Source organism: Bradyrhizobium sp. MOS003 (assembly GCF_003020125.1).
Classification (GTDB): Bacteria; Pseudomonadota; Alphaproteobacteria; order Rhizobiales; family Xanthobacteraceae; genus Bradyrhizobium.
Genome location: NZ_PYFW01000001.1, coordinates 1,138,847 through 1,158,782, shown reverse-complemented (window position 1 = coordinate 1,158,782; position 19,936 = coordinate 1,138,847). Strand labels below are relative to the sequence as shown.

General features: G+C 64.2%; 14 protein-coding genes. 6 read left to right on the top strand and 8 right to left on the bottom strand.

What is annotated here, in order from left to right:
• Positions 1-98 precede the first annotated feature (98 nt).
• Entirely contained in the window at positions 99-1,472 is a 1,374-nt protein-coding gene (locus C7G42_RS05550; protein ID WP_106948016.1) for a leucyl aminopeptidase family protein, read from the top strand.
• Complete coding sequence (locus tag C7G42_RS05545; RefSeq protein WP_106948015.1) at positions 1,465-2,319, top strand: C40 family peptidase; 855 nt, start codon at positions 1,465-1,467, stop codon at positions 2,317-2,319. The genes C7G42_RS05550 and C7G42_RS05545 overlap by 8 nt, the downstream gene beginning before the upstream one ends.
• A gap of 6 nt (positions 2,320-2,325) precedes the next feature.
• Here C7G42_RS05545 and C7G42_RS05540 read toward each other — a convergent pair whose 3' ends face one another.
• The 6 genes from C7G42_RS05540 to C7G42_RS05515 form a co-directional block, all read right to left on the bottom strand.
• Positions 2,326-3,963 carry an ABC transporter ATP-binding protein gene (locus tag C7G42_RS05540; protein WP_199580661.1) on the bottom strand — a complete coding sequence of 546 codons (1,638 nt, stop codon included), beginning with the start codon at positions 3,961-3,963 and terminating at the stop codon, positions 2,326-2,328.
• Positions 3,964-3,967: 4 nt separating this feature from the next.
• Positions 3,968-5,146 carry an ABC transporter permease gene (locus C7G42_RS05535; RefSeq protein WP_106948014.1) on the bottom strand — a complete coding sequence of 393 codons (1,179 nt, stop codon included), beginning with the start codon at positions 5,144-5,146 and terminating at the stop codon, positions 3,968-3,970.
• The gene (locus C7G42_RS05530; RefSeq protein WP_106948013.1) at positions 5,146-6,255 is read right to left on the bottom strand and encodes a microcin C ABC transporter permease YejB; all 1,110 of its coding nucleotides are present in this window, start codon (positions 6,253-6,255) and stop codon (positions 5,146-5,148) included. Before C7G42_RS05530 ends, C7G42_RS05535 begins: the two co-directional genes overlap by 1 nt.
• Positions 6,256-6,257: 2 nt before the next feature.
• Positions 6,258-8,144: an extracellular solute-binding protein gene (locus C7G42_RS05525; RefSeq protein ID WP_106948012.1), complete on the bottom strand. Its 1,887-nt coding sequence runs from the start codon at positions 8,142-8,144 to the stop codon at positions 6,258-6,260.
• Positions 8,145-8,158: 14 nt separating this feature from the next.
• The gene (locus C7G42_RS05520; RefSeq protein WP_106948011.1) at positions 8,159-10,060 is read right to left on the bottom strand and encodes an extracellular solute-binding protein; all 1,902 of its coding nucleotides are present in this window, start codon (positions 10,058-10,060) and stop codon (positions 8,159-8,161) included.
• 213 nt (positions 10,061-10,273) lie between these two features.
• Positions 10,274-10,828, bottom strand: a complete 555-nt coding sequence (locus C7G42_RS05515; protein WP_106948010.1) for a c-type cytochrome — start codon at positions 10,826-10,828, stop codon at positions 10,274-10,276.
• A gap of 234 nt (positions 10,829-11,062) precedes the next feature.
• Here C7G42_RS05515 and C7G42_RS05510 point away from each other — a divergent pair, with 234 nt between their 5' ends.
• Together C7G42_RS05510 and C7G42_RS05505 are read left to right on the top strand one after the other, a co-directional pair.
• Positions 11,063-11,803: a 3-deoxy-manno-octulosonate cytidylyltransferase gene (locus C7G42_RS05510; RefSeq protein WP_106948009.1), complete on the top strand. Its 741-nt coding sequence runs from the start codon at positions 11,063-11,065 to the stop codon at positions 11,801-11,803.
• Between the two features lie 39 nt (positions 11,804-11,842).
• Positions 11,843-12,703 carry a prephenate dehydratase gene (locus tag C7G42_RS05505; RefSeq protein WP_106948008.1) on the top strand — a complete coding sequence of 287 codons (861 nt, stop codon included), beginning with the start codon at positions 11,843-11,845 and terminating at the stop codon, positions 12,701-12,703.
• 104 nt (positions 12,704-12,807) lie between these two features.
• Here C7G42_RS05505 and C7G42_RS05500 read toward each other — a convergent pair whose 3' ends face one another.
• Positions 12,808-13,821: an LLM class flavin-dependent oxidoreductase gene (locus C7G42_RS05500; protein ID WP_106948007.1), complete on the bottom strand. Its 1,014-nt coding sequence runs from the start codon at positions 13,819-13,821 to the stop codon at positions 12,808-12,810.
• Positions 13,822-14,219: 398 nt separating this feature from the next.
• On the opposite strand from C7G42_RS05500, the gene metF reads away from it, so the two are divergent.
• Together metF and metH are read left to right on the top strand one after the other, a co-directional pair.
• Positions 14,220-15,140 carry a methylenetetrahydrofolate reductase [NAD(P)H] gene (gene metF, locus C7G42_RS05495; protein ID WP_106948006.1) on the top strand — a complete coding sequence of 307 codons (921 nt, stop codon included), beginning with the start codon at positions 14,220-14,222 and terminating at the stop codon, positions 15,138-15,140.
• Positions 15,141-15,146: 6 nt separating this feature from the next.
• The gene (gene metH, locus C7G42_RS05490; protein ID WP_106948005.1) at positions 15,147-18,992 is read left to right on the top strand and encodes a methionine synthase; all 3,846 of its coding nucleotides are present in this window, start codon (positions 15,147-15,149) and stop codon (positions 18,990-18,992) included.
• A 221-nt stretch (positions 18,993-19,213) separates the two neighbouring features.
• On the opposite strand, the gene C7G42_RS05485 is transcribed toward metH, so the two are convergent.
• On the bottom strand, positions 19,214-19,843 hold the full coding sequence (locus tag C7G42_RS05485) for a glutathione S-transferase family protein (protein ID WP_106948004.1): 630 nt from the start codon (positions 19,841-19,843) through the stop codon (positions 19,214-19,216).
• Positions 19,844-19,936: the final 93 nt, after the last annotated feature.

The window sequence follows — 19,936 nt, the reverse complement described above, 5'->3', positions numbered from 1 at the left end:
CTGAACGGTGACAGCAAAGCCGATTGCAGCCGCGGCGAAACTCTGCGAAGTCTCATCCATTCGCATCACCCGTTCGATCTGACGATCCGGACCCGCCAATGCCTTCTGTCTTCGAGACGTCTCCCGCCGCCATCCCGATCAGCTTCGTCACCAAATCGAGCTGGGACCAGGTCGCCGAGACGCTGCCGGCTCCGCAACGCGCGTTTGCGACGGCATGCGCCTTTGCCGCCAAGCCGGGCGCCTATCTGGCGCTGCCTGCGCCCGACGGCGCAATCGCGCAGGTGCTGTTCGGCCTCGAGGAAGAGAGTGCAAGGTCGCGCGACCTGTTCCGGCCCGGCGCCCTGCCCGGCCTGCTGCCGCCGGGCATCTATCGCTTTGCCAATGCACCTCACGATGTACGGCTGGCGGCGCTCGCTTTCGCGATGGGCCGCTACCGCTTCGCGCGCTATCGCAAGGCTGATAGCCCCAACGTCCGGCTGGTGCCGCCTGAAGGGGTCGATGCGGCCGAGATCGAGCGGATCGCTGATGCCGCCATGCTCGCGCGCAACCTCATCAATACGCCCTCCAACGACATGGGACCGGAAGAACTCGCCGCCGCTGCGCAAGCGCTCGCCGCCGAATTCAAGGCAAGCTTCGCCTGCACCATCGGCGCGGAGCTGGAGAAGAACTTCCCGCTGATCCACGCCGTCGGCATGGCCTCGAACCGTGCGCCGCGGCTGATCGACATCGGCTGGGGCAATCCCGATCATCCCAAGGTGACGCTGGTCGGCAAGGGCGTCTGCTTCGACACCGGCGGGCTCGACCTCAAGCCGTCGAGCGGCATGCTGATCATGAAGAAGGACATGGGCGGCGCCGCCAACGTGCTGGCGCTGGCGCGCATGGTGATGGATGCGAAGCTGAAGGTGCGGCTGCGCGTGCTGATTCCGGTGGTGGAAAACGCGGTCGCCGGCAACGCCTTCCGCCCGCTCGACATCTTTACCTCGCGCAAGGGCATCACGGTGGAGATCGGCAATACCGATGCCGAAGGCCGGCTGGTCCTGGCCGACGCGCTTGCGCTGGCCGATGAGGAGAAGCCCGAGCTGCTGATCGATCTGGGCACGCTGACCGGTGCCGCGCGCGTCGCGCTGGGACCGGATCTGCCGCCCTTTTACACGAATGACGAGACCCTTGCCGCCGATGTCGCGCGCTGCGCGGTGCAGGAGAACGATCCGTTGTGGCGCATGCCGCTGTGGCCACCTTACGATTTCTGGCTGGACTCCAAGACCGCCACCATCACCAACGCACCGTCAGGCGGCTTTGCCGGCTCGATCATTTGCGCGCTGTTCCTGCAACGCTTCGTCGAGCAGGCGAAAAGCTGGCTGCATGTCGACATCTACGGCTGGACGCCGTCGGCGAAGCCGGCGCGCCCCGAAGGCGGCGAGTGCCAGGCCGCACGTGCCATCTACGCCTTGCTGAGCGAGCGCTATGCATGATCCAGAATACGATTCGAGGATAACCCCGGCGCGGCACGACCTCGCCGCGAAATATCTCGAAGGCAAGGTCGAGGCGGATCGCTTCGTCGACGGCGAGGAATTCGAGGTGGTTGATGCGGTCGCGCCTGTGCGCGAGCAGCCGTCCTCGAACGCCATGCTGACGACAGAGGCGCTGCGCGGCGAACGCGTCACCGTCTACGACCGCAACGGCGAGGGCTGGGCCTGGGGCCAGCTCAATGGCGACGGTTATGTCGGCTGGCTGCCGGATGCAGCGCTCATGAAACCCTCGGCGGCGCCGACCCATGTGGTCAGCGCGCTGCGGACATTCGCCTTCTCCGGCCCGTCGATCAAGCTGCCGCCGGCCCAGACGCTCGTGATGAGATCCAGGCTTGGCGTCACACGCGAGGACGGCGGCTTCGCCGTGACGCGCGAGGGACAATACCTGCCGAAGACGCATCTCGCCCCGCTCGATCATCGCGAGCCGGACTTCGTCGCGGTCGCCGAGCGCTTCGTCGGCACACCCTATCTCTGGGGCGGCAAGAGCAGTTTAGGCATCGATTGCTCCGGCCTCGTCCAGGTCTCGCTGACAGCGGCGGGGATCGGCTGTCCGCGCGACAGCGACATGCAACTCGCCGGTCTCGGCCGCGCACTGGAGCCGCATGAGCGAGGCCGCCTGCAACGCGGCGACCTGATCTTCTGGAAGGGCCACGTCGCCATCGTCCGCGATCGGACCACCATGGTTCACGCCAACGCGCATCACATGGCGACCGCGATCGAACCGATCGAGCCGGCCATCGCCCGGATCAGGCAGGCCGGCAGCGAGGTCGTTGCGATCAAGCGGCTCTGACGGGGCTTACGTCCCCACCGCCCCGTTCCCGGCTGTCTCGAGCCGGAACGCGGCCGCGAACAGCGCTCGCGTGTAATCGGTCTTCGGATTCTTGAACAGCTCGGCGGCCTGGCCCTCCTCGACCACCTTGCCGCCGCGCATCACGATCAGATGGCTCGCAAGCGAGGCGACGACGCGCAGATCGTGGGAGATGAACATGTAGGTGAGCTCGCGCTTGCGCTGAAGCTCGCGCAACAGATCGACCATCTGCGCCTGGAACAGCATGTCGAGCGCGCTGGTCGGCTCGTCCAGCACGACGAAGTCCGGCTCCAGCACCACCGCACGCGCGATGCTGATGCGCTGGCGCTGGCCGCCGGAAAACTCGTGGGGATAGCGGTAGCGGGTATCCGGCTTCAGCCCGACGTCTTCCAGCGCCTTGACGACGCGCTCCTCGCGTTCTTCCCGCGTCAGCTTCGGCTGATGCACCGAAAGACCTTCGGCGATGATGTCGGCGACCGACATGCGCGGTGAGAGCGAGCCGAACGGATCCTGAAACACGATCTGCATGTCGCGCCGGAACGGCCGCATCTCCTTGAAACGCAGCCCCTGGATGTCTTTCCCCAGGAACACGATGCGCCCGTTCGAGGAGATCAGCCGCAGCAGGGCCAGCCCCAGCGTGGTCTTGCCCGAGCCGGATTCGCCGACCACTCCGAGCGTCTCGCCCTTGCGCACCGCGATGCTGACGCCGTCGACCGCCTTGATGTGGCCGACCGTCTTGCGCATCAGGCCACGCTTGATCGGAAACCAGACCTTCAGGTCGTCCGCCGACATCACCACGGGCGCATCCGGCTGCGGCGGCGCCGGATCGGGCTTCGGCTCTGCCGCGAGCAGGTCGCGCGTATAGGGATGCTTCGGTCCCTTGAAGACCTGCTCGACCGGCCCTTGCTCAACGACCACGCCGCCCTTCATGACGCAGACGGTGTCGGCGATGCGGCGCACGATGCCGAGGTCGTGGGTGATGAAGAGCAGGCTCATGCCGAGCCGCGAACGGATCTCGGCGAGCAGCGCCAGGATCTGCGCCTGCACGGTGACGTCGAGCGCCGTAGTCGGCTCGTCCGCGATCAACAGATCCGGCTCGTTGGCGAGCGCCATCGCGATCATCACGCGCTGGCGCTGGCCGCCGGAGAGCTGATGCGGGTAGCTCTTCAACCGCGTCTCCGGCTCGGGAATGCCGACCTGCGTCAAGAGCTCCAGTGTTCGCTTGCGCGTCTCCGCATTGCTGGTCGGATTGTGCAGCTGGATGATCTCGCCGATCTGCGCCTCGATCGTGTGCAGCGGATTGAGCGAGGTCATCGGCTCCTGGAAGATGATGGAGATGTCGCTGCCTCTGATCTCCCGCATCTGTTGCTCGGAGCGGTCGATCAGCTCCTGCCCCTTGAAGCGGATGCTGCCCGAGGGGTGCGAGGCGTTCGGATAGGGCAACAGCTTGAGGATCGAGAGCGCACTGACGGACTTGCCGGAGCCGGATTCGCCGACCAGCGCCAGGCATTCGCCGCGCTTGATCTGGAACGAGACCTTGTCGACCGCGAGCGTGGTGGCGCCGCCCTGGTGGAAGGCCACCGAAAGGTCGCGAACGGCGAGCAGGGGCTGGTTGATCGCGTCCATTGGTTTACCTGAACGTCCTGCGCGGATCGAAGGCGTCGCGCACCGCTTCGCCGATGAAGATCAAGAGCGACAGCATGATCGCGACCGAGAAGAAGCCGGAGAAGCCGAGCCAGGGGGCCTGCACATTGGATTTGGCCTGGGACAGCAATTCGCCCAGCGAAGGCGATCCCGGCGGCAGGCCGAAGCCCAGGAAATCCAGCGCCGTCAGCGTCATCACCGAACTCGACACGATGAAGGGTAGGAACGTCATGGTCGCGACCATCGCATTCGGCAGCAAATGGCGAAACATGATGACGGGATTGGAGACGCCGAGCGCCCGCGCCGCCTGGATATATTCGAAATTGCGACCGCGCAGGAACTCGGCCCGCACGAGACCAACCAGCGAGACCCATGAGAACAGCAAGAGAATGCCGAGCAGCACGAAGAAGCCGGGCACGAGCACCGAGGACAGGATCAGGAGAAGATAGAGCGAGGGAATCGCCGTCCAGATCTCGATGAAGCGCTGGAAGATGAGATCGACCCGGCCACCGAAATAACCCTGCACCGCGCCGGCTGCGATGCCGATGACGGACGAGACGATCGTGAGGCAAAGGCCAAACAGCACCGAGATGCGGAAGCCATAGATCAGCCGCGCGACCACGTCGCGCCCCTGATCGTCCGTCCCGAGCCAGTTGTATTCGAGGTCGCGGCAGCTCTTCAGCCCCTTCTTCTCAACCACCGGCTTGCATTGCGTTTCCGTGAGCATCCAGGTCGGCGGCGACGGCGCCGGAGTAGGCAGGTCGAGATTGTGGGTGTCGTAGGAGTAGCGGATCAGCGGCCAGAGGATGCTGCCGTTCTTGTCCTTGATCAGCTTCTGCAGATAGGGGTCGCGGTAGTCCGCCGCGGTTTCGAAGTCGCCGCCGAAGGTGGTTTCCGAATAAGTCACGAAGGCTGGCCAATAGAGACGGCCATCGAACTTGATCAGGAAAGGCCGATCATTTGCGATCAGCTCGGCGAACAGCGAGAGCACGAACAGGGCGATGAACAGCCAGAACGACCAATAGCCGCGGCGGTTCGCCTTGAAGTTCTGCCACCGCCGCCTGTTGAGCGGCGAAGGCGCGAAAGGCTTGCGCGTGATCGGAACGACCTCACCCAGCGGGGACTGTGTCGTGGTCTCGATCGGTGTCGGCGCGGTAATCGTCATCAGACCTCCCGCGCCTCGAAATCGATTCGTGGGTCGATCCACATATAGGTCAGGTCGGAGACCAGATTGATCACGAGGCCGACCAGCGAAAAAATGTAGAGCGTGCCGAACACCACGGGATAGTCGCGGTTGAGCACGCTCTCGAAGCTGAGCAGCCCGAGCCCATCCAGCGAGAAGATGGTCTCGATCAGAAGCGAGCCCGAGAAGAACGCGTGAATGAAGGTGCTGGGAAAGCCTGCGATCACGATCAGCATCGCATTGCGGAAGACGTGCCCGTAAAGGACCCGGTTCTCGCTGCAGCCCTTCGCGCGCGCGGTCATCACGTACTGCTTGCGGATTTCGTCCAGAAACGAGTTCTTGGTCAGGAACGTCATGGTGGTAAATGCACCGAGCCCCATGGCAATCAGCGGCAGCGTCAGATGCCAGAAGTAATCGATGATCTTCCAGTACCAGGGGAACTGCGACCAGCCGTCCGAGGTCAGTCCGCGCAACGGGAACCAGTTGAAGAAGGAGCCGCCGGCAAACAGGATGATCAGGAGAATTGCGAACAGGAAGCCGGGAATCGCGTAGCCGAGCACGAGCACGGTCGACGTCCAGGTGTCGAAGCGCGTGCCGTCCTTCACCGCCTTGCGGATACCGAGCGGGATCGAGATCAGATAGGTCAGGAGCGTCAGCCACAGGCCAAGCGAGATCGAGACCGGCAGCTTCTCCTTGATGAGTTGCAGGACGCTGACGTCGCGGAAATAGCTCTTGCCGAAATCGAACCTGGCAAAATTCCAGACCATCAGCGCAAAACGCTCCGGTGCCGGCTTGTCGAAACCGAACTGCTTTTCCAGCTTCTTGATGAAGTCGGGATCGAGGCCCTGCGCGCCGCGATACTTCGAGTTGATGGCGTCGCCGCCTGCCCCCACCTGCCCCGGCGCACGCTGCGCAAAATCGCTGCCGCCGGAAATGCGCGAGGTGCCGCCGGTGTCGGCCCCCGAGAGCTGCGCGATCACGCGTTCGACCGGGCCGCCCGGCGCGAATTGCACGACGACGAAGGAGACGAACAGGATTCCGAGCAGGGTCGGAATCATCAGGAGGATGCGGCGGGCGATATAGGCGCTCATGACTATTTCGCCTGCTCGAGCTTGGCGGCCTTGGCGAGTTCATGCCACCAGACATCGGGCGCGCCGACGCCGTTGGCATAGCGCGGCAGCCTCTCGGGATGGCCGAACTGGTCCCAATAGGCCAGCCGGTGCGTCTTGTTATACCATTGCGGCACCCAATAACGGCCTGCGCGGAACAGGCGATCGAAGGCGCGGCAGGCGACGGTCAGCTCTTCGCGGCTGTCGGCTGCCATGATCTTCTCGATCATGGCATCGATGGCCGGACTGGCGATACCCGCGAGATTGTACGACCCCTTGGTTGCCGCGACCTGCGAGGAGAAGAACGCGCGCATGGCGTCGCCCGGCGTCGCCGACATGCTGAAACGCTGGATCGTCATGTCGAAGTCGAAATCTTCCTGGCGCGCCTTGTACTGCACGGCATCGACGAGCCGGATGTTGGCCTCGATGCCCAGCGTCCCCAAATTCTTGATATAGGGCGCATGGTGGGGCTGGAACGAGGGCTCGTCCAGCAGGAATTCGATGCGGAAGACCTCACCGTTCGGCAGGACGCGCTTGCCGTCCTTGATCGGCACACCGGCGTCGGTCAGCAATTGCTGCGCCTTGCGCAGCAGGCTGCGATCCTGTCCGGAGCCGTCCGTGACCGGCGGGGAGAAAGGCGCTGCAAACACCTCGTCGGGCACTTGGCCGCGGAACGGCTCGAGCAGCTTCAGCTCTTCCGGCGACGGAGGCCCGTTGCTCGCCATGAGATCGGAATTCTGGAACGGCGACACCGTACGGGCGTAGGCACCGTACATGATGGTCTTGTTGGTCCATTCGAAGTCGAACGCGTTGATCAAGGCCTCGCGCACCCGCGGGTCCCTGAATTTTTCACGTCGCGTGTTGATGAACCAGCCCTGCGCGCCCGACGGCGTCTCGTCGGGCACGACCTCCATCTTGACGCGCCCCTCCTTGACGGCGGCGAAATCATAACGCGTCGCCCAGATGCGTGAGGTGAACTCCTCGCGGTAGAGATAGTTCTTGCCGGTGAACCCCTCGAAAGCGACGTCGCGGTCGCGATAGAACTCGTAGCGCACGACGTCGAAATTATAGATGCCGCGGCAGGGCGGCAGATCGGCAGCCCACCAGTCCCTCACCCGCTCGTACTCGATGTAGCGATTGACCTCGAACTTGCCGACCTTGTAGGGACCCGAACCCAACGGAATATCCAGGGACGATTCATCGAATGGGCGAGACGCGTAATAGGCCTTCGAGAAGATCGGAAGTCCGGCGGCATAGAGCGGCACGTCGCGCGCGCGCCCCTTGGCAAAGGTGACGACGAGCGTTGCATCGTCGATCGCTTCCGCTCCGACCATGTCGCGCAACTGCACGAGGATCAGGGGATGGCCCTTGGTCTTCAGTGCCATCAGCGAGAATGCCGCATCATGCGCGGTGAGCTTCGTGCCGTCGTGGAATTTCGCCTCCGGCCGCATTGTGAAGCGATAGACCAGTCTATCCGGCGATATCTGAACGGATTTGGCGGCGAGCCCGTACATCGCATCAGGCTCGTCGCTCGCGCGCACCATCAGCGGCGCGAAGGTCATGTCCATGCCTTGCGCGCCGTCGCCCTTCAGGATGAAGGCGTTGAGCGAATTGAAGGTCTGGTAGGATTGGTTATAGGCGCGCACCGACGGAATGAGCGAGAACGTGCCGCCTTTCGGTGCATCGGGGTTGACGTAGTCGAAATGGTGAAAGTCAGCAGGATATTTGAGATCGCCGAACGCCGAGATGCCGTGCGCCTCACCCGCGCCTTCCGACGCATGCGCACCACGCAACAGCTGCGCATTCAGCGACGCACCGACGGCGCCGCCCACACCCAAAGCCAGCACATGGCGGCGTGACATCTGCGTCATGCGGGGGGCGTCCTTCACGACTTCTTTGCGATCCGCGCCGCCTTGTCTGTGTCGTACCACCAGATGAACGGGAAGCCGGACTGACCGTATTTGGGCAATTCCGCCGGACGACCGAAACGATCCCAGCGCGCGGTGCGCACCTTCGTATAGGTCCATTGCGGCACGACGTAGTGATTCCACAGTAGCACGCGGTCGAGCGCCTTGGTTGCGGCGACGAGATCGTCGCGATCGGTGGCGTAGATCACCCGTTCGATCAGCTTGTCGACCGCGGGATTCTTGATTCCCGTGATGTTGTCAGATCCAGCCATATCGGCCGCTTTAGAGCCCCAACGCTCGCGTTGCTCGTTGCCGGGCGACTGCGACTCACCCCAGGACTTGGTGACGATGTCGAAATCCCACTCGCGCGTGCGGTTCTCGTACTGAGTCGGATCGACCGTCCGCACGCTCACCGCGATGCCGAGCCGCTCCAGCGACGGCTTGTAGAAAAGCGTGATCCGTTCGAAGCTGGGATCCGAATTCAGCAATTCGAGGGTGAACTGGGCGCCGGTCTTGACATCGGTCAGCTTGCGGTCGCGCACTTCGTAGCCCGCTTCCTTGAACAGGCGCAACGCTTCCCGTAGATTTTCACGCACGGCTTCCGGATTGCCGCCGACCGGATTGCGGTAGGCTGTAGTGAAGACTTCAGGCGGCACCTGGGCGCGCACGGTCTCGAGGATCTCGAGCTCCTTGCCCTGCGGCAAGCCGGTCGCCATGAGTTCCTCGATGCCGTCGAAATAGCTGACTACGCGCTTGTACTGGCCGTAGAAGATTTGCTTGTTCATCTCCTCGAAGTCGAACGCGTAGTTGAGCGCACGCCGCACGCGGGGGTCGCTGAACTTGGCGCGGCGCAGGTTCGGCACGAACGCCTGCATGACGCCCGAGCTGCGATTGGCGAATTCCTCGAGGATCACGCGCTTTTCGGCGACCGCCGGGAAGTCGTAGGCTGTGGCCCAGCTTTTCGCGCTGTTCTCGGTACGCCAATCGACCTGGTCGGCCTTGAAAGCCTCGATCGCGACGGTAGCGTCGCGGAAATATTCGTAGCGCAGCTCGTCGAAGTTGTTGCGGCCGACATTGGCAGGCAGGTCGCGGCCCCAATAATCCTTGACGCGCTCCAGCGCGATCGAGCGTCCGGCGACGAAGTCCTTGACCTTGTAGGGACCGGAACCAAGCGGCACCTCAAGCGTGGTGGCGGACACATCGCGCTTGCGACCTTGCGCGTCGGTCCCCTCCCACCAATGTTTCGGCAGGACGGTGAGCTGCCCGACGATCTGCGGCAACTCGCGATTACCCGGCGCGTCGAACACGAACTTGACCTCGCGCTCGCTGAGCTTCTCGGCCTTCACCACATGGCTGTAATAGGCCGAGTACATCGGGTGGTGCTTCTTGAAGGAATCGAGCGAGAAGATCACGTCGTCGGCGGTAACCGGCTTGCCGTCGTGCCATTTGGCCTGCGGACGCAGGCGGTAGGTGACGAACGAGAAATCATCCGGATGGCTGGCGGCCTCGGCGAGTGCGCCGTATTCGGTCGAGACCTCGTCGAGCGAGGGCGTCGTGAGGGATTCGTAGATGAATGCGACGGCACCGGCGACCTGCCCCTTCACACCCGACACGACGATGTTGAAATTGTCGAAGGTGCCGACCGCGATCTGCCGCGCGACGCCACCCTTGGGCGCTTCCGGATTGACGTAGTCGAAGCGCTTGAAGTCGGCAGGGTACTTGACCTTTCCGAACAGCGACAACCCGTGGCGCCAGGGGAGCTCGTTGGAAGACTGCGCATGGGCCACACCGGAGACGGGGAGCCCCGCCACGGAACCGAGGGCGGGAAGCGCTGCAACCGCAGTGCCGGTGAGCAGGAGATCGCGTCGGGTAATGGCCAAATCAACAGTCCTGTCTTGAAGGAGGCTACTCCTTTAAGGTCCCAATATAGGCGAGGTTTCGACGGAATATGTTGCTTTTTCCTCATCTTGGAAGGCCGGGCGTCCCGTCGGATGCGGCCAAACGCCCCGATAAACTCACCGCGAGGCCCGGATAAGGAAACGGCCAGGCTTTTCAGCCTGGCCGCATATTCCAAGATCTGGTTTCTCGAGGCCTTACTTCGACGCGGTCGGCAGCGGCTTCGGGCTTTCGGAGAGGCTGTTCAGATAGGCGATGACGTCGGCGCGCTCTGAATCCTTCTGGATACCGGCGAAGCCCATCGCGGTGCCCGGGACGAAGCCCTTCGGATTGGCGATGAACTTGTTGAGGTCGTCGAAGGTCCATTCGCCGCCTTTACCCTTCATGGCGGCTGAGAAGTTGAAGCCGCCGCGGCCCTGGCCCTTCGGCTCACCCACGACGCCATAGAGGTTCGGACCGACGCGATTCGGGCCGCCCTTCTCGAAGGTGTGGCAGGCGCCGCACTTCTTGGCGGCGGCAGCGCCCTTCTCGACGGACGCGGTCTGGAGCAGCTTTTCGATCGGCTCGGCGGCCGCGGCGGCAGCGCCGCCTTCCTTGCCCCCTCCGGCATCTTCCTTCACGGCGATCTCGAAACCGGGCTTTTCCGGCATCTTGGGCGAGAACAACGCATTGGCGGTGAAGCTCGTAACCAGCAGAAGGAGACAGGTGCCGAGCACGGCACCGAGAATCTTGTTGAGTTCGAAAGAGTCCATTTCCGGCTAGGCCCCACACCGCAAGAAGGATCGAGCGGCCGGGCGGCCGCCAGGACGAGCCTCGGGAGAATCAATCGTTCCTTACTGTTTCCCCGAGTTTTGCCATTGAGATATCGGTTTGCCCGGGGTCTGGCAACCCGTATAAGCGACCCCGCTTTCGGCCCGTCCCCACCCCATTTCCCGGCGCGGAAAGCGCCCCGTTTCCAGGTTCTTGACCCCGGATCTTTGGACCCAATGATCGATCCTCGCATCCTGGTGCTGATCCCGGCCCGCATGGCCGCCACCCGCCTGCCCGGCAAGCCGCTCGCCGATATCGCGGGACTGCCGATGATCGTGCACGTGCTGCGCCGCGCCGAGGCCGCCGGCATCGGCCGGGTCGCGGTCGCGACCGATACGCCGGAGATCGCTGCGGTCGTGACGGCCCATGGCGGCGAGGCCGTGATGACCAGCCCGGCACACCCCTCCGGCTCCGACCGCATCCACGAGGCCATGCAGAAGCTCGATCCGGACGGCAAGGCCGAGATCGTGGTCAATCTGCAGGGCGATTTTCCGACCATCACCATCGACAACATCCGCGAGGTACTGCCGCCGCTGCAAGACCCGGCCGTGGACATCGCGACACTGGCTTCGCAGATCCACACCGAGGAGGAGGACCTCGCCCCGAGCGTCGTGAAGGCGATCGGAACCTCGCTCGGCGGCAAGCGCATGCGTGCACTTTATTTCACCCGCGCCACCGCGCCGACCGGCGACGGACCGCGTTACCACCATATCGGCCTGTACGCCTATCGCCGCGCTGCGCTGGAGCGTTACGTTTCGCTGCCGCCCTCGCCGCTGGAATTGCAGGAGAAGCTCGAACAGCTCCGGGCGCTCGAGGCGGGAATGCGCATCGACTTCACCATCGTCGACACCGTGCCCCGCGGGGTTGACACGCCGGCGGACCTGGAAACCGCCCGCAGCATCCTTTCCAAATCCTGAGCCGCTGTTACAAGGCCGACCCAGGAGCACTTTTAAGACATGAGCAAGATGAAGATCGCATTCCAGGGCGAGCCCGGAGCCAATTCCCACATCGCCATCGTCGAGGCCTATCCCGACGCCGAGCCGTTGCCCTGCGCCACCTTCGAGGACGCGCTGTCGGCGATCTCCTCCGGAGAGGCCGATCTCGGCATGATTCCGATCGAGAACTCGGTCGCGGGCCGCGTCGCCGACATTCATCATCTGCTGCCGGCCTCCGGCCTCTTCATCATCGGGGAATGGTTTCTCCCCGTTCGGCATCAATTGATGGCGGTGAAGGGCACCAGGCTCGAAGACATCAAGAGCGTCGAGAGCCATGTCCATGCGCTCGGCCAATGCCGCCGCATCATCCGCAAGCTCGGCATCAAGCCGATCGTTCACGCCGACACCGCCGGCAGCGCCCGCGACATCTCCGAGCGCCAGGACAAGACGGTGGCCGCGATCGCCTCCCGCCTCGCCGCCAAGATCTACGGGCTCGACATCCTCGCTGAGGACATCGAGGACGAGGCCCACAACACCACTCGCTTCGTGGTGCTGGCGCGCGAGCCGAAATGGGCGGCGCAAGGCTCCGGCCCGCTGGTCACGACCTTCGTATTCCGGGTGCGCAATTTGCCGGCCGCGCTCTACAAGGCGCTGGGCGGCTTTGCCACCAACGGCGTCAACATGACCAAGCTCGAGAGCTACATGGTGGACGGCAATTTCTTCGCCACGCAGTTCTACGCAGACGTCGACGGCCACCCCGACGACAAGGGCCTCGCCTTCGCAATCGAGGAGCTGAAATTCTTCTCGCGCGAATTCCGCATCGTCGGCGTCTATCCGGGGCATCCGTTCCGCGCGACATTCAGTGAGTCGAAGCAGGATTGATCTCGTGTCCCGGACGCGCGAAGCGCGAGCCGGGACCCAGAGGCTCCAATGGGCCCCGGCTCTGCAGCGCACCGCTGAAGGGCGATTCGTCCGGGCACTGAGCGTTAAGCAGCGGCCTTAAGCCCGAACGCCTCCGCCAGCAGCGAATACGACTTCTTCCGCGCCTCGTGATCGTACACGGCCGTGATCACCATCAGCTCGTCCGGCTTGCTCGCCTCGATCAGCAGCTGCAGCTTCTTCTGCACCGTCGCAGGGCTGCCGACGAACAGGCGTGAGCGGTTGCGCAGAATCGAGGTGCGCTCGGCTTCGGAGTAGGGATAAGCCATCGCCTCCTCGACGCTCGGCAGCGGCAGATATTGTCCGCGGTCGCGGCGCAGCCGGTTGAGGTCGAACGAAGAGGCAAGCCGTTCGGCCTCCTCATCGGTATCGGCCGTGATGACGGCGACGGCGAGGATGGCGTGCGGGCTGGCACGCCAGGCCGATGGCTGAAAGCGGTTGCGGTAATGCACCATCGCATCGACCGCATCATGGGACGCGAAATGATGGGCGAACGCGAAGCCCATGCCGACCTGCGCGGCCAGTTCCGAGGAATAATCGCTGGAGCCGAGCAGCCAGATCGGCGGCAGGGCGGTGTCGTCGGGCATGGCGACGACGTTGTGGTAGGGGTGCCCTGCGGGGAATTCGCGGGTCTCCCACAGGATCAGTTCGTGCAGCCGCTCCAGGAAATCGTCGCCCTCGCGGCGGTCGAGCCGGCTGCGCAGCGCGTAGGCCGTCGCTCCGTCGGTGCCGGGCGCGCGACCTAGGCCAAGGTCGATTCGGCCCGGAAACAGCGCCTCCAGCATCTTGAAGCGCTCGGCCACCACCAGCGGCGCGTGGTTGGGCAGCATCACCCCGCCGGAGCCGACGCGGATGTGCTTCGTCACCGCCGCGATCTGGCCGATCATGAGATCGGGCGCCGGGCTCGCGACCGAGGCGAGGTTGTGATGCTCGGCGAGCCAGTAGCGGACATAGCCGAGCCCGTCGACATGGCGCGCCAGGTCGATGCTATTGCGCAAGGCCGCAGCGGGCTTGGTGCCTGTGGTGACGACCGAGAGGTCGAGGACTGAGAGCGGGATCATGGCGCGCTAACCTAGTGGAGGACTACGCGGCGACAATGGGGTGGCTGCGCAGGTCTGACGTGTGCAGGTCGCGAGCCGAGGCGTTTGGTCAAAGAGAACTGATTGGGCCGATTGACGTCTATAAGAGCACAATTTCCTTTTGCCCACCATCGATACTGCCCTCAGACCCAATCTAAACCTCATTACTTTATTGATCATATTACATTTTTTACGCACCGGCGACAGCCCACCAAAGTCATACTACAACCAATAATACGACGATTATCGGTGCAAGTGGGCCACTTCCCATCTCTGATGGGCTGTCGATCAAACAGCCTTTGCCCTATCTTAGGCACTTCCAAACTAGACCCGACTGGCGGCCGCCAGGATCTGGCGACATATCTGGAGCGAGTGGTGCCATGACCGATCTGACGATTCCTGCCCGAGCCGACGGGCAAGACGGGCACCTGAAGCGGCCTGCGATCTCCTTCGAGTTCTTTCCGCCGAAGACGGAGGATATGGAGCGCAATCTCTGGGAGACCATCAACCGGCTCGCCCCGCTCGACCCGAAATTCGTCTCGGTGACCTATGGCGCCGGCGGCTCGACCCGCGAGCGCACCCATTCGACCATCGCCCGCATCCTGAAAGAGACCGCGCTGCTGCCGGCCGCGCATTTGACCTGCGTCGGCGCCTCGCGCGGCGAGATCGACGAGATCGTCGACCGCTATCACGAGGTCGGCGTCCGCCACATCGTGGCCCTGCGCGGCGATCCCGCCGGCGGTATCGGCACGCCCTATTCCAGCCACCCCGACGGCTATCAGAACTCGGCCGATCTGGTCGCGGGGATCAAGAAGCGGCACGGCGACATCGAAGTGTCGGTGTCGGCCTATCCCGAGAAGCACCCCGAGGCGCGCGACTTCGATGCCGACATCGACACGCTGCAGGCCAAGGTCGATGCCGGCGCTGCGCGCGCGATCACCCAGGTGTTCTTCGATAACGACCTCTATTTCCGCTATCTCGACCGCGTCCGCGCCCGCGGCATCGACATCCCGATCGTGCCCGGCATCATGCCCATGCATAACTTCAAGCAGGCGCGCAATTTTGTCACGCGGGCCGGCACCACGGTGCCGGACTGGTTCGCCGCGAAATTCGAAGGCCTCGACGACGATTCCGAGACCCGCAAGCTGGTGGCCGCGACGGTTGCCGCCGGCCAGGTGCAGAAGCTCGCCAAGAACGGCGTCGACACCTTCCATTTCTACACCATGAACCGCGCCGATCTCGTGTTCGCGATCAGCCATTTGCTCGGCATCCGCGCCAAGAGCGCGCAGAAGGCGGCGTAAGACAACATGACCGTATCCACCTCTCCGAAGCGAACTGCCCTGCTCAATGCCGCACGCGAGCGCATCCTGGTGCTCGACGGCGCCATGGGCACGATGATCCAGAACCTGCAGTTCGACGAGGCCGCCTTCCGCGGCGAGCGTTTCAAGAATTTTCATCGCGACCTGCGTGGCAACAACGACCTGTTGATCCTGACCCAGCCGCAGGCGATCGAGGACATCCACGCGGCCTATTTGCGCGCGGGCGCCGACATCGTCGCGACCAACACCTTCTCGACCACCTCGATCGCGCAGGCCGATTACGACCTCACCGACATCGTCTACGAGATGGCGCGTGAAGGCGCCCGCCTCGCCGGCAATGCCGCGCGCCGCGTTGAGGCCGAGGACGGCAAGCCGCGCTTCGTCGCCGGCGCCATCGGGCCGACCAACCGCACCGCCTCGATCTCGCCAGACGTGTCCAATCCCGGCTACCGCGCCGTCACCTTCGACGATCTGCGCAAGTCTTACGGCGAGCAGATCAACGGCATGCTCGACGGCGGCGTCGACCTCTTGCTGGTCGAGACCATCTTCGACACGCTGAACGCCAAGGCGGCGCTCTACGCCATCGCCGAGATCACCGAAGCGCGCGGCATCGACGTGCCCGTGATGGTGTCGGGCACCATCACCGACAAGTCCGGCCGCCTGCTCTCGGGCCAGATGCCGGAGGCGTTCTGGCATTCGGTGCGGCACGCCAAGCCCATCACGATCGGCTTCAACTGCGCGCTCGGCGCGGAAGATTTGCGCGCGCACATCGCCGATATCGGCCGTGTCGCCGATACGCTGGTCTGCGCCTATCCCAACGCGGGCCTGCCCAACGAATTCGGCCAGTATGACGAGACACCCGAGTACATGGCGCGCCTCGTCGGCGAGTTCGCGCGGGACGGCCTCGTCAACATCGTCGGCGGCTGCTGCGGCACCACGCCTGACCATATCGCGGCGATTGCGGCAGCCGTCGCCCCGCACAAGCCGCGCATCGTGCCGGAGATCGAACCGCGCCTGCGGCTCTCCGGCCTCGAGCCGTTCGTGCTGACGGACGCGATCCCGTTCGTGAACGTCGGCGAGCGCACCAACGTCACCGGATCGGCCCGCTTCCGCAAGCTGATCACCGCCGGCGACTACACCGCCGCACTGCAGGTCGCACGCGATCAGGTCGAGAACGGCGCGCAGATCATCGACGTCAACATGGATGAGGGCCTGCTGGATTCGGAAGCCGCAATGGTGACCTTCCTCAACCTCGTCGCCGCCGAGCCCGACATCGCCCGCGTTCCCGTGATGGTCGATTCCTCGAAATTCTCGGTGATCGAAGCCGGCCTGAAATGCGTCCAGGGCAAGCCGGTCGTCAACTCGATCTCGATGAAGGAAGGCGAGGAGAAGTTCATTCACGAAGCCAACATCGCGCGGCGCCACGGCGCGGCGGTGGTGGTGATGGCGTTCGACGAGGTCGGCCAGGCCGACACGTTCAAGCGCAAGACCGAGATCTGCAAGCGCGCCTACGACATCCTGGTGAACAAGGTCGGCTTCCCGCCCGAGGACATCATCTTCGATCCGAACGTGTTCGCGATCGCGACCGGCATCGAGGAACACAACAATTACGGCGTCGACTTCATCGAGGCGACGCGGTGGATCCGGCAGAACCTGCCGGGTGCGCACATCTCGGGCGGCGTCTCCAATCTGTCGTTCTCGTTCCGCGGCAACGAGCCGGTGCGCGAGGCCATGCACTCGGTGTTCCTGTATCACGCCATCAAGGCGGGCATGGACATGGGCATCGTCAATGCCGGGCAGATGATCGTCTATGACGACATCGACCCCGAGCTGCGCCAAGTGTGCGAGGACGTCATCCTCAACCGCGATCCGGGCGCATCCGAACGCCTGCTGGCGCTTGCCGAGAAATTCCGCGGCAACAAGACCCAGACCAAGGAGGCCGATCTCACCTGGCGCGAATGGCCGGTCGCCAAGCGTCTCTCGCATTCGCTGGTCCATGGGATCACCGAGTTCATCGAGCAGGACACCGAAGAGGCCCGCAAGGCGTCGTCGCGTCCGCTCGACGTGATCGAGGGCCCGCTGATGGCCGGCATGAACGTGGTCGGCGACCTCTTCGGCGACGGCAAGATGTTCCTGCCGCAGGTGGTGAAGTCCGCCCGCGTCATGAAGCAGGCCGTGGCCTGGCTGATGCCGTTCATGGAGGAAGAGAAGGCGCGCAACGCCGCGAACGGCATCGGCACGGAAGGCTCCTCGTCCGCGGGCAAGATCGTGCTCGCGACCGTGAAGGGCGATGTCCACGACATCGGCAAGAACATCGTCGGCATCGTGCTCCAGTGCAACAATTACGAGGTGATCGACCTCGGCGTGATGGTGCCCGCCGCCAAGATTGTCGAAATCGTGAAGGCGGAGAAGGCCGACATCGTCGGTCTCTCCGGCCTGATCACGCCCTCGCTCGACGAGATGGCGTTCTTCGCCGGCGAATTGCAGCGCGAAGGCCTCAAGCTGCCGCTGCTGATCGGCGGCGCCACCACGAGCCGGGTGCACACCGCGGTGAAGATCGACCCGAGCTATCGCGCCGGGCCCGTCGTTCACGTCAACGACGCCAGCCGCGCGGTCGGCGTGGCCTCCTCGCTGCTCTCGCCCGAGAAGCGCGACGCCTATGCCGCCGAGGTGCGCGCCGAGTACGCCAAGATCTCGGAAGCGCATCTGCGCGCGCAGGCCGACAAGAAGCGCCTGAAGCTCGCGGCAGCGCGCGCCAACCGCGTGCCGGTGGATTTCACCAAGAGCAAGCCGGTGAAGCCGACCTTCCTCGGCATCAAGAGCTTCGACGACTACGACCTCGCCGAGCTCGTGCCCTATATCGACTGGACGCCGTTCTTCCAGACCTGGGAGCTCGCGGGGCGCTTCCCCGCAATCCTCGACGACGCCAAGGTCGGCGAGGTCGCACGCTCGCTCTACGACGACGCGCGAAAAATGCTCGACACCATCGTCAAGGAGAAATGGTTCCGGGCCCGCGCCACGATCGGCTTCTGGCCGGCGAATGCCGAAGGCGACGATATCGCGCTCTATGCCGACGAGAGCCGCACGAAGAAGATCGCGACGCTGCACACGCTGCGCCAGCAGCTCGAGAAGCGCGAGGGCCGTTTCAATGCGGCGCTCGCCGACTTCGTCGCGCCGGCAGGCGTTCCCGACTATGTCGGCGGCTTCGTCGTCACCGCCGGCATCGGCGAGGATGCGGTCGCCGACCGCTTCAGAAGCGCCAATGACGATTACTCCTCGATCCTGTGCAAGGCGCTGGCCGACCGCCTCGCCGAGGCGTTCGCGGAACGCATGCATGCCCGCGTGCGCCGCGAGTTCTGGGCCTACGCGCCGGATGAGACGTTCTCCACCGAGGATCTGATCCTCGAGAAGTACCAGGGCATCCGCCCCGCGCCGGGCTATCCCGCGCAGCCCGACCACACTGAGAAGGCGACGCTGTTCGAGCTGCTCGATGCGGAGGCCACGGCCGGCGTGAAGCTGACCGAGAGCTTTGCGATGTGGCCGGGCTCGTCCGTATCCGGGCTCTATTTCGCTGCGCCTGAGAGCTACTATTTCGGCGTCGGCAAGATCGAGCGCGACCAGGTCGAGGACTACGCCGCGCGCAAGGGCATGACGGTGGCCGAGACCGAGCGCTGGCTCGCGCCGGTGCTGAACTACATCCCGTCGCGCGAGGACAAGACGTTTGCCGCAACGCCCGCGAACGACGAGCCCCCGGCGGATCTCGCCTCACATCCGCCGGGCTGCACCTGCGCGGTGCATCTCGTCTGGCAGAAGAAGCGCGCCGGCGCGGGATAGGCCGCGGCTCCAAAGCAAAATTTGAGAAAACAACCCCATGCACAGTAGCGATGGGGTTGAAAAGTTTGAGCAATTTTTTTGTGGCGTCGGGCGGGCTTTGCGCCGTCGGGCAAAACAGGGGTAGAGTTGCACGATCGGCTGCTGTGGCAGTCTTCGCAGTAGAGCGGATAGGCGCGCCCCTCACCTTACGCTTGGCTTCGTGCCCCGGACGCGAGAGCGTCTCACCCCTTCGGCGGGGCCAGCGGCTGCACGATCTCCTGGAACGGCGCGAGGGCCTCGCAACGCTCGGCATGGGCGCTCAGGGCCGGATAGCGCGCGGCGTCGAACAGCTGCGGATGGGCTTCGCGGGTGAAGCGGACGACGCAGGCGACCGCGACATCGGCGTGGCCGATGCGGTCGCCCAGCCAGTACGGCGTCGTGACCTTGGCGCGCTCGGTCTCCAGCACTTTCAGGACATCGCCGATCTGCGCCTGGCACCGCTCGACCCACAGCGCCAACTGCTCCTTCCGCAGCACGCGCTCGTAGAGCAGGCTCACCGCCTTGTCGCCGAGGCCTGAGGCAAGCGCACAGATGCGCAGGTGCTTCCGGCGCTCGGCGCCGCCGCGCGGCAGCATCGCCTTCCCTTCGCCGACGTGCTCATCGAGATAGTCCAGGATGACCATGCTCTCGATCAAGGCCTCGCCATCGTCGAGCACCAGCGTCGGTACGCGGCGCAGCGGGTTATAGGCTGCGATCTTGTCGGCATCGCCAAAGGTCGACCACGGCTTGTGCTCGAAGGAAAGTCCGTAAAGCCGCAGCGCAATCGCGACGCGGCGGACGAAGGGGGAGTCGTATTGGCCGATCAGGAACATGGGTCACCTCTCGTCATTGCCGGGCTTGACCCGGAAATCCATCTTTCCTCAGAGTAGAAAGCGATGGATGCCCGGATCAAGTCCGGGCATGAC